The organism is Mycobacterium sp. IS-3022 (assembly GCF_001500065.1).
Taxonomy (GTDB): Bacteria; Actinomycetota; Actinomycetes; order Mycobacteriales; family Mycobacteriaceae; genus Mycobacterium.
Map to the genome: position 1 here is coordinate 74,197 of NZ_LQIN01000006.1, position 13,255 is coordinate 87,451.

Here is a 13,255-nt window from a genome sequence, read left to right on the forward strand (position 1 = left end):
CTGTGCGAGTGAAAACCGCCATTTCGTCGGTCTCGGCGATATGGGCCTACCCGTTAGCCGCTATGTCCTCCAGGACCGCGAACATGGTCCGGGTCGGCACGCCGGTGCCGCCCTTGCCGGTGTAACCCCACGGGCCGCCCGTGTTGTACGCCGGACCCGCGATGTCGATGTGGGCCCACTGCACGCCGTCGGCGACGAACTCGCGCAGGTACGTACCCGCCACCAGCATGCCGGCGTACCGCGAACCGCTGACGTTGGCGAGGTCGGCGACCGTCGACTTGAGGTCGTCCTTGAGTTCCTCGGGCAGCGGCATCGGCCAGGCGTTCTCGCCGACCGCCTGCGAAATCCCTGCCACCCTGTCGCGGAATTCGTCACTGCCCATCACCCCGGGGGTGCGGGCGCCGAGCGCGACGGTCTGTGCACCGGTCAGCGTCGAGGTCTCGATCAGGTAGTCCGGTTGGTCCTCGCCGGCCCGCACGATCGCGTCGGCCAGAATCAGCCGGCCCTCGGCGTCGGTGTTGAGCACTTCGACTGTGGTGCCGCCGTACTGGGTCAGCACGTCGCCGGGCCGCTGCGCGGTGGCCGACGGCATGTTCTCGGCCATCGGCACCGTGGCGATGACGTCGATCGGCAGCTTCTGCTTGGCGGCCAGCACCACGGTCGCGATGACAGCGGCTGCGCCACCCATGTCGGAGGTCATGTGGTGCATGTTCGCCGCGGGCTTTATCGAAATGCCGCCGGTGTCGAACGTGATGCCCTTGCCGACCAGCGCGACGCGCTTGCCTTTTCGCTTGGCGCCCTTGTGGGTCAGCCGTACCAGCCGCGGAGGGCGGGAGGAACCCTTGCCGACGCCGATGATGCCGCCGTAACCCGCCTTCTCCAAGGCCTTCTCGTCGAGGATTTCCACCTGCAGTCCGGCTGCCTCGGCTAAATCCTTTGCGCGCCGAGCGAATTCGGCGGGAAAGAGGTGGCTCGGGGGGGTGTTGACCAGGTCGCGGGCGGTGGCCACCGCGGTCGCGATGTCGGCCGCCCGCTGCGCGGCTTCCTTGGTACTGGACTTGGTGTCCGCGGTGAGCGCGGTGATCTCGCGCAGGCCGGCGTCCTTGGGCGCGGTCTTGCCGCTGCGGAAGTCGGCGAACCGGTAGGCGCCGAGGATCAGGCCCTCGATCGCGGCTGTCAGGTCGACGTCCGTCAGCGTCGTCAGCGCCACCTCTGTGCCGTTGAGCGAGCGGGCCGCCGCTCCCGCGGCGCGGCGGATGGTGTCGGCGGAGTACGCCTCTGATCGCTTGCCGAGGCCCACTGCAAGCACGCTGGCCACCGGAAGCGATGGCGCGACGATGCGGGTGAGCTGCTCACTGCCGCCTTTGGCGCCGAGCGCCTCGAGCGCACCCTCGATCTCAGCGACCGCAGCGGCGTCCAGAAACGGGCTCGACACCACCTTCGCAGGGGAGTCGTCGTCACCGTTGACCACCGGCACGATCAGCACCGATGAGCCGGCTTTGCGTTTGGGCAGCGACGAGCTGACGGTGACGGTAGGAACCTGGTATCCGACGGTTGCAGGGCTCACGAGGCCTAACCCTAGCTTCAGTGGCCGCCGTGCAGATCGTAGGCCGTGACCGGGGCGTCGAAGCCCTTGAGGGTCAAAGGATCCAGCCGAACCGCCGGCCAGTCGGGTAGCGCGTCGCGAACATCGGTGGATGCCAGGATCTGCCCCGGTGCTGCCGCCGCCACAAGCCGCGCGGCCAGGTTGACGGGGTTGCCGAAGTAGTCGCCGTTGATGGCGACAACTGCGCCGTAGCTCAGCCCCGCCCGAAGACCAAGTCCCGCTTTTCGGACATTCGGGTGGTTCACGAGATCGGTGGCGGTCCGCACCAGGCGGTCCGGCGTCGAACTGACCCACATCACCGCGTCTCCGATGAATTTGACCAGCCGACTGTCGTCATCGTGCACAACGTCACTGGCGGTCGCACTGAACCCGCTGAGTAGTGCTGTCAGATCGGCCGAGTTGAGTATCTGCGTCATCGCCGTGAAACCCGAAAGGTCGACGAACCCGATTCCGCACTCCAAGGCGGACGACGGATCGCTGACCACGTTCGCGAACAGATTGGGCCGCTCGAGATGCTGCCGATGGACGGCGTCCATCATCGCCCCGATGCGGGGAATCAATTCGGCCAGCGCGCGGTATGTCTGCGCAGTGATGAGTTCGTCATGGCTGGTGGTGATCCACAATGCCGGCTGGGTCGTTCGTGTCAGCGTCACTTCGGCTTCTGCCAACCTGGCCATCGCGGCGCCGATGAGGCGTAGCAATCCGGCGGTGCCGTCCGCGCTCCACAACTCCTCCATCGCGGCGCAGGTGGCCATGGCGGCGACGTCGGCCTCGCTCAGCACGACCTGGTCAGGGTCGGCCGCGGTCAAGCCCAGCATCGCCCAGAAATGAGCGACGTCGTCGACCGGCAATCCGAGCGCCTCAGCCGCGGTTCGCAGGCTGCAGCTGGGAGGCCCTGAGCGCCGAATGGCGTCGCCGGCGAGTTGATACAGGGCTCGTCCGTGTCGCTCCGCATCGACCATCGCTTCGGCGGAGAATCCGAGGCCGTCGAGGTACTCGATCAGCGCCGCTCGTCCTCGTGCATCGGCGAGGCCGGCGGCTTCGAGCGCGTCAAGGTCGACCATCAGCGACTCAGGTGCAAATCGTAGGCGGTGACCGGAACATCGAAGCCCTTGAGTATCAACGGGTTCTGCGCAATGGCGGGCCAGTCGGGCAGCTCATCGCGAACGTCGGTCGATGCGAGGATCTGCCCCGGTGCGGCGGCCGCCACCAACCGGGCGGCCAGGTTCACCGGGGTGCCCCAGTAATCGCCGCCGATGGCCAGCACGTCCCCGTAGCCGAGACCCGCGCGCACCAGCAGACCGGCCTCGTGTGCCTGCGGCAGCTCGACGAGATCGAGAGCGACCTTCGCCAACAGTTCTGGGGTCGAGGACACCCACATCACCTCGTCGCCGATGAACTTCACCACGCGCCCACCGTCGGCGTGCACGAGATCGGACACGATGCCGCCGAACTCGATCAACAAATCGGACAATTCGTCCGGCGTGAGCCGCTGGGTCAGGGCGGTGAAACCGGTGAGATCGGCGAATCCCACCCCGCAGGTGACGATGGGCGACGAGTCGTGCAGCACGCCCTCGAAATGCGTTCGGGCGCTGATGATGTGCTCCCGGAAGACGGCGTCGATCAGCACGCTGATCCGCTGGGTGATCTCGGTGACCGCGCGATAGGCCTTCGCCGTGGTGAGTTCGTTCCCGCTGTGCGTCATCAGCAGATCGGGCTGGGCCATGCGCACCATCGTCCCGCCGGCCTCGGCGAGCCGGGCCATCGTGTTGCCGAGGACCCGCAGAAAGGCCAGCGCGGCATCGTCGCCGACGAGAGCCTTCATCGCCACCCACGCCGCCAGTCCGTCGACGTCTGCCCGGCTCAGCGCGAGTGCATCCGGATCGGAGATGTTCAGACCCATCACGGCCCACGCCGTCGCAACCTCTTCGAGGGGCACGTCGAGCGCCTCGGCGGCCGTGCGCAAGCTGTGCACCGGGCGGCCCGGCCCCTGCAGCGCATCGCCCGCCAGGCCGAACAGGCGGCCCTTGCGTTCTGCCTCGACCATGTCCTCAGCGGTGAACCCGAGGCTGTCGAGGTACTCGATGAGCCCCGCGCGTTCTCGCGCGTTCGCAATTCCGGCCGCCTCCAGTGCGGCGAAATCGACCACGCACCCGAGTCTGCCAGCGTCGAAGTCCCGGTTAGGGTGGATTTCCGTGAGCGAAGTCGAACACGGCCCACTGGAAGAGCGCCACCGCGAACTGGGGGCGAGCTTCGCCGAGTTCGGCGGGTGGCTGATGCCGGTTTCGTACGCCGGGACGGTCAGCGAGCACACCTCGACCCGGACATCGGTCGGGCTGTTCGACGTCAGCCATCTCGGCAAGGCGTTGGTGCGAGGGCCCGGCGCGGCCGAGTACGTCAACTCCGCATTCACCAACGACCTGCGCCGTATCGGCCCGGGCAAGGCGCAATACACGTTGTGCTGCACGGAGTCCGGCGGGGTCATCGATGACTTGATCGTGTATTACGTCTCGGATGACGAGATCTTCCTGGTGCCCAACGCCGCCAACACCGCCGCGGTCGTCGAGGCGCTGCGGCGCCGGGCCCCTACCGAGTTGACGATCACCGACGAACACCGGTCCTACGCGGTGCTCGCGGTCCAGGGTCCGAAATCGGCGCAGATCGTCGGCGCGCTCGGGCTGCCGACCGACATGGACTACATGGGTTATGCCGACGCGGAGTTCGGCGGGGTTCCCGTACGCGTCTGCCGCAGCGGCTACACCGGCGAGCACGGTTATGAGCTGCTGCCGCCGTGGGACCGCGCGGACGTGGTGTTCGACGCACTGCTCGAGACGGTGACGGCGGCGGGCGGCGAGCCGGCGGGTCTCGGCGCCCGCGACACCTTGCGAACCGAGATGGGGTATCCGCTGCACGGCCATGAGCTCTCGCCGGATTTCTCCCCGCTGCAGGCGCGCTGCGGGTGGGCCATCGGCTGGAAAAAAGACGCGTTCTGGGGACGCGAGGCGTTGCTGGCCGAGAAGGCGAGTGGCCCGCGTCGGCTGCTGCGGGGCCTCAAGGCCGTTGGTAGGGGCGTGCTGCGCGCCGGGCTCACGGTGCTCGACGGCGACCGTCAGGTGGGCGTGACGACGTCGGGAACCTTCTCTCCGACTTTGAAAGTCGGCATCGCGCTGGCGTTGATCGACACCGACCGCAACATCGCCGACGGGCAGCTGGTCACGGTCGACGTCCGCGGCCGCGCCGTCGAGTGTGAGGTGGTCAAACCGCCGTTCGTCGCGGCAAAAACCCGGTAGCGCTTCGGATATACAATCGCTGCATGACTGACGGCCCCCTCGAGTTCACGGTTGAGCGCAACGCGAACCCGGCGAGCGACGAGGTACGGGCCTCGATACTGGCCAATCCCGGATTCGGCCGGTACCACACCGACCACATGGTGTCGATCGACTACGCGGAGGGTGAGGGTTGGCACAACGCGCGGGTGATCCCGTACGGCCCCATCGAGCTCGACCCCTCGGCAATCGTGCTGCACTACGCGCAGGAGATCTTCGAGGGGCTCAAGGCCTACCGCTGGGGTGACGGCTCGATCGTCTCGTTCCGGCCCGAGGCGAACGCCCGACGGCTACGTCTCTCGGCGCGTCGACTCGCGATCCCGGAACTACCCGCGGAAGTCTTCATCGAGTCGCTGCGTCAGCTGATCTCCGTCGACGAGCCCTGGGTGCCGGGCGTCGGCGGTGAGGAATCGCTGTATCTGCGGCCGTTCGTGTTCGCGACCGAGCCGGGTCTCGGCGTGCGGCCCGCAACCGAATACCGCTACCTGGTCATCGCCTCACCCGCCGGTGCCTACTTCAAGGGCGGCATCAAGCCGGTCAGCGTGTGGTTGTCCACCGAATACGTGCGGGCCTGCCCGGGCGGCACGGGCGCCGCGAAATTCGGCGGCAACTACGCCGCTTCGCTGCTCGCGCAGGCGCAGGCCGCGGACAACGACTGCGACCAGGTGGTGTGGTTGGACGCCGCCGAGCGCCGCTATGTCGAAGAGATGGGCGGGATGAACCTGTTCTTCGTGTTCGGCAGCGGCGGGTCCGCACGGCTGGTCACGCCCGAGCTGAGCGGCTCAATCCTGCCTGGTGTCACGCGAGATTCCTTGCTGCAGTTGGCTTCTGACGCCGGTTTCACGGTCGAAGAGCGCAAGATCGATGTGGACGAGTGGCAGAAGAAAGCGGCCGCGGGCGAGATCACCGAGGTGTTCGCCTGCGGCACCGCGGCCGTCATCACCCCGGTCGCCCGGGTCAAACACGCCGACGGCGAGTTCACCATCGCCGACGGCGGGCCGGGGGAGATCACGATGGCGCTGCGCGACACGCTCACCGGGATCCAGCGCGGCACCTTCGCCGACACCCACGGCTGGATGGCCCGACTCGGCTAGTGAGCTAACGGGGTTGATTACTCGTACCAGGGTGCAGGCGATCAACCAGTTAGTGCCCGCTCAGCCGATGGCCAGACCCAGTGCGGCGACCGTCGTAGTCACTTCGATCGCGGCGCCGAGCACGTCTCCGGTGATGCCGCCGAAGCGACGGACACAGTGCGCCACGAGCAGCGCCCCGCACGACACCGCGACGATCACCGCCAGCGGCCCCTGCCACGGCCGTGGGCCGGCGAACACGGCCAACGCCGCGACCGCGACGATCCACGCGGCGGCCACCGCGACCGGTTGCGTGCCGGCGACCCGTGCGCCCAGCGCGCTGCCCGCTGCGGCGGGCACTCCGCGCCGGCACGCCAGCACCGCCGCGACGCGACCCGTCACGACCGCCGCCACCAACCCCACGGAGGTCAACCCGGCAAACGCGAAAGCCTGCGTCAGGACGACAACGACGACGGCGGCGACGCCGAACGGACCCGCCGAGCCGTCGCGCATCACCTCGAGGGCGCGCGCCGGCGGCCCGTAACAGCCCAGCCCGTCGGCGGTGTCGGCGAGCCCGTCGACGTGAAGTCCGCGGGTCAGCGCCACCACCACCGCCACCGCCAACACACCGGCCAGCGGTCCCGGCCCGAACGCCCACGACGCCGCCCACAGCGTTGCGGCCGCCAGCCCGCCGATCGCGGCGCCGGCCACCGGCAACGCGGTCAGTGCCCCGCGGCCGATGCCCGCCGTGGTACGCACCGGGAGGACGGTGCCGAACGCGAACGCCCCGGTGAGCGAACGGATCACGGGTCAGTGCTCCTCGGACGCGGGGGTGACGCCCGCCTCGTCGAACGTCGCCATCGACGCCAGCGCGGCCACCGCCGCCCGCACGACAGGCAACGCGACCGCCGCCCCGGTGCCCTCGCCGAGGCGCATCCGCATGTCCAGGATCGGGTCGAGGCCGAGCCGATCCAGTGCCACCGCGTGCGCCGGTTCGGGGGACCGGTGTGCGGCCTGCCACCACAGGCGGGCGCCCGGCGCCAGACGCTCGGCCACCAACGCCGCCGCGGTCACCACCAGGCCGTCGAGCAGCAGCGGCGTGCGCCGCACGGCGGCCTGTGCGCAGAAGCCGGCCATCGCCGCGATATCGGCGCCGCCGCAGATCCGCAGTAGCGCAGCAGGATCGGTGACGCTGGCGCGGCCGCGGTACAGCGCGTCGCGGACCGCGGCGGTCTTGCGCGCCCACCCCGCGTCGTCGACGCCTGTGCCGCGACCGACCACGGCGACCGGTTCCGAGTCGCTGAGTGCCGCAACCAAAGTTGTTGCCGGAGTTGTATTTCCGATGCCCATATCACCGGCGATCAGCAGATCGGCGCCGGAGTCCACCTCGTCGTCGGCGATCCGTCGGCCGGCCTCGAGCGCCGCGGTGAGTTCGTCGGCGCTCAGGGCGTCCTCGACGGCGATGTTGCCGCTGCCGCGGCGCACCTTGTGCGCACCGATCGACGGCGAATGCGATTGCTGGGTGTCGACCGCGATGTCGACCACTCGAACGGTTGCGCCTGCCACCTCGGCGAGCGCGTTGATCGCGGCGCCGCCGGCATCGAAGTTCGCGACCATCTGCGCGGTGACATCGGCCGGGTAGGCCGACACCCCGGCCGCGGCGACGCCGTGGTCACCGGCGAACACGACTACCCGGGCCCGCTGGAACTGCCGGGGCGGGCAGATCCCCTGACACGATGCGACCCAGACCGCGAGGTCCTCCAGCCGGCCCAGCGATCCGGGCGGCTTGGTGAGCCGGTTCTGCCGCGCCCGCGCGGCGGCGGCCGCGTCGGCGTCGGGTGTCTCGACGGCGGGAAAGTCCGTCACACCGGCTCCTTCACCGAGACCGGTTGCCCGGCGATGATCAGCACCACCCGCTCGCACACCGCGGCGAGCCGCTGGTTGAGCGAACCCAGTTCGTCGGCGAACCGGCGGCCCGCCGCCGTCGCGGGCACCACGGTCAGCCCGACCTCGGGGCTGACCACCGCAAGTGGAGCGGAGAACCCGCCGACCGCGTCGAGCAGATCGTCGACGTCCGCGGCGACCGAGCCGCCGGTCCACGCGCCCGACCTGTCCATCGCCGCGGTCAGCCACGAGCCGATGTCGTCGACCAGGGTTGCGATCGGTTGATCCCGCAATTGCGTTGCGACATCCGCTGTTTCGACGGTAGACCACCGATCCTGCCTACGCTCCCGATGGGCGGCGATCCGGGCGGCCCAGTCGGGATCGTCCGCGGGCGCAGGCCCGGTCGCGAGGTAGCGCAGCGGTGGCGGACCGGTGTCGGCGAGCGCCGCTTCGGCCCACTGCGACTTACCCGACCGGATGCCGCCGAGCACCAGGGTGCGCACCGGGCTCAGGTGACCTTGTCGCCGCGGTTCACCTGCGGCCGGGGTGCCCGCATCCGGCGCAGTTGCGAGGCCCGGCTGGCCGCGTAGAACCCGAGCTTCCAGCCGGTTTCGGCGTTGTCGGGGAACTTCGCGTCGACCCTGCGGTTGACGCGCCGGCCGAGGATGAAGCCGTCGATCACCATGATGAGCACGAGCACGAGCATCGCGGGGGAGATCAGGCGCTGCACCTGCACCGAGGGCACCGCCAGCATCACGAAGATCAGGCCCAGGGCCGACGGCATGAACAGCCCGAGGACGTTGCGGCGGGAGTCCACCAGATCGCGCACATAGCGGCGCACCGGTCCCCGATCCCGCGGCAGCAGGTAGGCCTCCTCGCCGGCCATCATCTTCTCGCGGCGTTGGGTCATCTGTTCGCGGCGCGCGGCCTTGTCCGCTCGGCGTTCCTCGCGGCTCAATTTGGAGCGCATCTCTTTGCGGCGCCGACGCGCCTCGGCGGCCGTCATCGGCGCGGGCGCCACCGGGCCACGCTTGCGGGCGTCGCGCTTGGGCGTCGGCCTGCCCTTGGGGGCCGTGGTGCGCGCCGTCCTGGCGTCGTCGCCCAACTCGGTCTCCACTGTGGCGTCAGCCACACCGGCGCCCGAGTCGGGTTCCTTGTCTTTCTTACGGCCCAGCAGGTTCACGCTGCCAGGTTACTTCTGCCGCGGAATGCGGCGACGGCCTGGGGACAGACTCGGGAATAGCGGCCGAACGGGGTACCGTTGAACCAGTAACGCGCACCCGATGAGGCCTCACAGGAGACGTAATGACAGTTCAGGGAGAGTCGGCAACCGCCACCCACGGCGTGATCCTGACCGACGCTGCCGCCGCCAAGGCCAAGGCGTTGCTGGACCAGGAGGGCCGCGACGACCTCGCCCTGCGTATCGCCGTGCAGCCGGGCGGCTGCGCCGGCCTGCGCTACAACCTGTTCTTCGACGACCGGTCGCTCGACGGTGACCTGTCCGTGGAGTTCGGCGGCGTGAACCTGACCGTGGACCGGATGAGCGCGCCGTATGTGCAGGGTGCGACCATCGACTTCGTCGACACCATCGAGAAGCAGGGCTTCACGATCGACAACCCCAACGCCACGGGTTCGTGCGCCTGCGGCGACTCGTTCAACTGACCGGAACAGATCAGTACTGGCCGCCCGTGCGCGGCAGGTAAGAGCACACCAGGATCTCGTTGCCCTGCGCCAACAGCTGGGCGACGGCCTGCTGTTCGTCGGTGTCGGGCCGGTCCCGTCGTGAGCCGCTGGCCGGTGTCACCCGCATGGTGAACAGCACCTGCGCCTGATTCGGCGAGGGCATCACGATCTTGTCGATCGACGTCACCTCGGCGCTGTTGTACTGCTTGCGGAACGCATCGCCGGACAACCTGGCCAGCGCCAGATCCGAGCGCTTCTCCTTGACCGCGTCGAACAACCCGCACAGGGTGTGCCGCGCCACGGTCTCGGTGTCGCCGTTGGTCAGCGCGTCCAGATACTCCTGGATCGCGCCCTTGGCCGACGCCTCGCTCAGCGCACTCGCCTGCGGTGCATCCTCGCCGCCGCCGGCGAAGACGATTCCGGCCACCACCGCCGCGATCACCGCCACCGCCAACACCACTGCGGCCACGATCGGCCACCGCCGCCGTTTCCGGTACTGCACCGGCGGCGGCAGAGTGCCCGGATACGCCGAGGGCATGTTCTCCGGATACGGGAACGGTTGAGGATACGTTTGCGGGGTGGTCGGTCCAGCGCCGTATTCGGGCGGGTACGGACCGGTCATCGATTTGCTCCCCAGGGACGTGGGTTGAAAGGCGCCTGTCTACAGTGCTGTCGTACAGGGCGGGCATGTCTTTGTAGGCAGGTTAGCGCACTAGAATACCTAGGCGACTTAACAAATGAAGGGTGACAGTTCGTGACAATTGCGGTGACCGGATCGATTGCAACCGACCATCTGATGCGGTTCCCTGGGAAATTCTCCGAACAACTGCTGCCCGATCATCTACAGAAGGTCTCGTTGAGTTTCCTTGTCGACGATCTGGTCGTGCACCGCGGCGGGGTCGCGGGCAACATGGCGTTCGCCATCGGTGTGCTGGGCGGTGACGTGGCGCTGGTGGGCGCCGTCGGCCGCGACTTCGACGACTACCGCAGCTGGCTGGAGTCCGTCGGGGTCGATACCGAGAGCGTGCTCGTCTCCGAGACCGCGTACACCGCTCGGTTCGTCTGCACGACCGATGACGCCATGGCGCAGATCGCGTCGTTCTATCCGGGCGCCATGTCCGAGGCGCGCAACATCTCTCTGGCCGACCTCACAAAACGGATCGGCACGCCGGAACTGGTGATCGTCGGCGCCAACGATCCCGACGCGATGTTCCTGCACACCGAGGAGTGCCGCCGGCTCGGCCTGGCCTTCGCCGCCGATCCGTCCCAGCAGTTGGCCCGGCTGACCGGTGAGGAGATCCGCAAGCTGATCGACGGCGCCACCTATCTGTTCACCAACGATTACGAGTGGGACCTGCTGCTGCAGAAGTCCGGCTGGAGTGAGGCGCAGGTGATGAGCCAGATCGGGTTGCGCGTCACCACGCTGGGCCCCAAGGGCGTCGACCTGGTCAGCTCGGACGGCACGTTCATCCACGTCGGGGTGGTGCCCGAAAAGCACAAGGCAGATCCGACCGGCATCGGGGACGCGTTCCGCGCCGGCTTCTTGACCGGTCGCAGCGCCGGGCTCAACCTGGAGCGCTCCGCTCAGCTCGCCTCGCTGGTGGCCGTGCTGGTGTTCGAGGCGCCGGGCCCGCAGGAGTGGAGCTGGGACCCTCAGGAGGCGGTGCAGCGGCTCGGCGACGCCTACGGCGACGAGGCCGCCGCGGAGATCGCGCAGGCGCTCAAGTAGCTACAGCTGCACGGGATAGGTCGGCTCGCCGATCTGCGGAGTGATGCTGTGCTCGACGAAGATCGCATGCCACAGCATGAAGATCAGGACGGTCCACAACCGGCGGCTGTGATCGCTTGTGCCGCTGCGATGTTCGTCGAGCATGGTGCGTACCGCCGCGAGGTCGATCAGGCCACCGGCCTGTGACGAGTTGACCATCGAATAAGCCCACTCGAGCAGCTCGCCGGCCCGCAGCCAATGCCGGATCGGCACCGGGAAGCCCAGCTTCGGACGGTTCAGCACATGCGCCGGGACGATCGGCTCGAGCGCCCGACGCAATGCGAATTTGGTTGTCGCCCTAGTGATCTTCTGGTCATAGGGGAGTCGGGACGCGACCGCGAAGACCTCGGGGTCCAGGAACGGCACCCGCAGCTCCAACGAGTTCGCCATGGTCATCTTGTCGGCCTTGACGAGGATGTCGCCGCGCAGCCAGGTGAAGAGGTCGACGTGCTGCATGCGGGCGACGGGATCCCACCCCGCCGATGCGGCATAGATCGGCGCCGTCACGTCGGTGTGGGTCCACTCCTGGCGGAAGCCGGGCAGCACCGCCCGCAGCTGCGCGTCGGAGAAGCTGCGCGCGTTGCCGTAGTAGCGCTCTTCGAGCGTGAGCGAGCCGCGGTGCAGCAGGCTCTTGCCGCGCAGTCCCTCCGGCAGCGGTCGCGACGCCCGCCCCAGCGACCGCCGCAGCGGACGCGGCAGATACTCGAAAGGCCGCAACGACAACGGCTCCCGGTAGATGGTGTAGCCGCCGAACAGCTCGTCGGCGCCCTCGCCGGACAGCACCACCTTGACGTGCTTGCGAGCCTCGCGGGCGATGAAGAACAGCGGTACCAGCGCGGGATCGGCGACGGGTTCATCGAGATACCAGACGATTTCGGGCAGCGCGGCGACGAACTCGGCCTGGTTGACCACCTTGGCGACGTGTCTGGCGCCGATCGCCTCGGCCGAGGCGACCGCGACGTCGACCTCGGAGAAGCCCTCACGCTCGAAACCCGTCGTGAACGTGATCAGCCGCGGGTTGTGCCGCATGGCCAGCGCCGCGATCGCAGTCGAGTCGATGCCACCGGACAGGAATGCGCCCACGGTCACGTCGGCGCGCATGTGTTTGGCGACCGAATCCTCGAGCACCGCGGTGATCTCGTCGTAGCGCTCCTGCTCGCGTCCCGCCACGAAGGGCACTGCGGCGAACCGGGGATTGAAGTAGCGCGTCACGTCGGGTTGGCCGCCGGGACGGATGCGCGCGTAGCAGCCGGACTCCAGCCGGCGCACACCGCGTTGCAGGGTTTCGGGCTCCGGGACGTACTGCAGCACGGTGTAGTGCTGCACGGCGCGCTCGTCGATCGACAGGTCGATGCCCAGCGTGTCGGCCAGGTCGAGCAGGCATTTCTTCTCGCTGCCCACCGCGGTGCCCCCGGCGCCACCGGCCAGGTAGAGCGGCTTGATGCCGAACGGGTCGCGGGCGCAGAACAGCTCACCGCGCTCGGAGTCCCACAGCGCGAACGCGAACATGCCGCGCAGCCGCGTCAACGCGTCGGTGCCCCAGTGGTGGTAGGCCGCGATGATCGCCTCGCCGTCACCGTCGGTGGTGAACGTCGCGCCGTGGCGTGCCGACAGCTCCTCCCGCAGTTCGAGGTAGTTGTAGATCTCGCCGTTGAACACCAGCACGTAGCGACCGGGGGCTTCCGGCGGTCCCCACCGCAGCGGCTGATGGCTGTGCGCGATGTCGATGATCGACAGCCGGTTGAACCCCAGCACGACCCGATCGTCCGACCATGTTCCGGGCTCGTCGGGGCCGCGGTGGCGCATCAGATGCGACGCCCCGGACACCGCCTCGACCAGGCCGGGGGACAGCTCAGCGGACGGGTCACGCAACAGGGCCAGCAGTCCGCACACGGCGCCAGTATGCCTAATCGATGAG

13 protein-coding genes are annotated in these 13,255 nt (G+C 68.7%); 4 read left to right on the plus strand and 9 right to left on the minus strand.

Annotation, left to right across the window (positions count from 1 at the left end; genetic code table 11):
• Positions 1 to 46 precede the first annotated feature (46 nt).
• Genes AU188_RS06885 through AU188_RS06895 form a run of 3 tightly spaced genes read right to left on the minus strand, consistent with a single transcriptional unit; the run spans position 47 to position 3,755 of the window.
• A complete protein-coding gene (locus AU188_RS06885; RefSeq protein ID WP_059162992.1) occupies positions 47 to 1,567 on the minus strand; it encodes a leucyl aminopeptidase in 1,521 nt (506 codons plus the stop codon).
• Between the two features lie 17 nt (positions 1,568 to 1,584).
• Positions 1,585 to 2,670, minus strand: a complete 1,086-nt coding sequence (locus tag AU188_RS06890; protein ID WP_059162993.1) for an adenylate/guanylate cyclase domain-containing protein — start codon at positions 2,668 to 2,670, stop codon at positions 1,585 to 1,587.
• Positions 2,670 to 3,755 (minus strand): adenylate/guanylate cyclase domain-containing protein, encoded by a 1,086-nt coding sequence (locus tag AU188_RS06895; protein ID WP_059162994.1) that lies wholly within the window; start codon positions 3,753 to 3,755, stop codon positions 2,670 to 2,672. The genes AU188_RS06890 and AU188_RS06895 overlap by 1 nt, the downstream gene beginning before the upstream one ends.
• Before the next feature lie 46 nt (positions 3,756 to 3,801).
• Between AU188_RS06895 and gcvT the strand changes: the two genes are divergently transcribed.
• Both gcvT and AU188_RS06905 read left to right on the plus strand, forming a co-directional pair.
• On the plus strand, positions 3,802 to 4,896 hold the full coding sequence (gene gcvT, locus AU188_RS06900; protein WP_059162995.1) for a glycine cleavage system aminomethyltransferase GcvT: 1,095 nt from the start codon (positions 3,802 to 3,804) through the stop codon (positions 4,894 to 4,896).
• A 23-nt stretch (positions 4,897 to 4,919) separates the two neighbouring features.
• The gene (locus AU188_RS06905) at positions 4,920 to 6,026 is read left to right on the plus strand and encodes a branched-chain amino acid aminotransferase (protein ID WP_059162996.1); all 1,107 of its coding nucleotides are present in this window, start codon (positions 4,920 to 4,922) and stop codon (positions 6,024 to 6,026) included.
• A 60-nt stretch (positions 6,027 to 6,086) separates the two neighbouring features.
• Here AU188_RS06905 and AU188_RS06910 read toward each other — a convergent pair whose 3' ends face one another.
• From AU188_RS06910 to AU188_RS06925, 4 genes are read right to left on the minus strand one after another with little or no spacing between them, the layout of a single operon-like run.
• A complete protein-coding gene (locus AU188_RS06910; protein ID WP_059162997.1) occupies positions 6,087 to 6,809 on the minus strand; it encodes an adenosylcobinamide-GDP ribazoletransferase in 723 nt (240 codons plus the stop codon).
• Between the two features lie 3 nt (positions 6,810 to 6,812).
• On the minus strand, positions 6,813 to 7,868 hold the full coding sequence (gene cobT, locus AU188_RS06915; protein ID WP_059162998.1) for a nicotinate-nucleotide--dimethylbenzimidazole phosphoribosyltransferase: 1,056 nt from the start codon (positions 7,866 to 7,868) through the stop codon (positions 6,813 to 6,815).
• Entirely contained in the window at positions 7,865 to 8,389 is a 525-nt protein-coding gene (locus tag AU188_RS06920) for a bifunctional adenosylcobinamide kinase/adenosylcobinamide-phosphate guanylyltransferase (protein ID WP_059162999.1), read from the minus strand. Before AU188_RS06920 ends, cobT begins: the two co-directional genes overlap by 4 nt.
• 5 nt (positions 8,390 to 8,394) lie before the next feature.
• Positions 8,395 to 9,069, minus strand: a complete 675-nt coding sequence (locus AU188_RS06925) for a DUF3043 domain-containing protein (protein WP_059163000.1) — start codon at positions 9,067 to 9,069, stop codon at positions 8,395 to 8,397.
• A gap of 122 nt (positions 9,070 to 9,191) precedes the next feature.
• On the opposite strand from AU188_RS06925, the gene AU188_RS06930 reads away from it, so the two are divergent.
• On the plus strand, positions 9,192 to 9,548 hold the full coding sequence (locus tag AU188_RS06930; protein ID WP_059163001.1) for a HesB/IscA family protein: 357 nt from the start codon (positions 9,192 to 9,194) through the stop codon (positions 9,546 to 9,548).
• A 10-nt stretch (positions 9,549 to 9,558) separates the two neighbouring features.
• Here AU188_RS06930 and AU188_RS25250 read toward each other — a convergent pair whose 3' ends face one another.
• Entirely contained in the window at positions 9,559 to 10,191 is a 633-nt protein-coding gene (locus AU188_RS25250; RefSeq protein WP_059163002.1) for an Rv0361 family membrane protein, read from the minus strand.
• Between the two features lie 132 nt (positions 10,192 to 10,323).
• Between AU188_RS25250 and AU188_RS06940 the strand changes: the two genes are divergently transcribed.
• Positions 10,324 to 11,298, plus strand: a complete 975-nt coding sequence (locus AU188_RS06940; RefSeq protein ID WP_059163003.1) for a carbohydrate kinase family protein — start codon at positions 10,324 to 10,326, stop codon at positions 11,296 to 11,298.
• On the opposite strand, the gene asnB is transcribed toward AU188_RS06940, so the two are convergent.
• A complete protein-coding gene (gene asnB / locus AU188_RS06945; RefSeq protein ID WP_059163004.1) occupies positions 11,299 to 13,230 on the minus strand; it encodes an asparagine synthase (glutamine-hydrolyzing) in 1,932 nt (643 codons plus the stop codon).
• Positions 13,231 to 13,255: the final 25 nt, after the last annotated feature.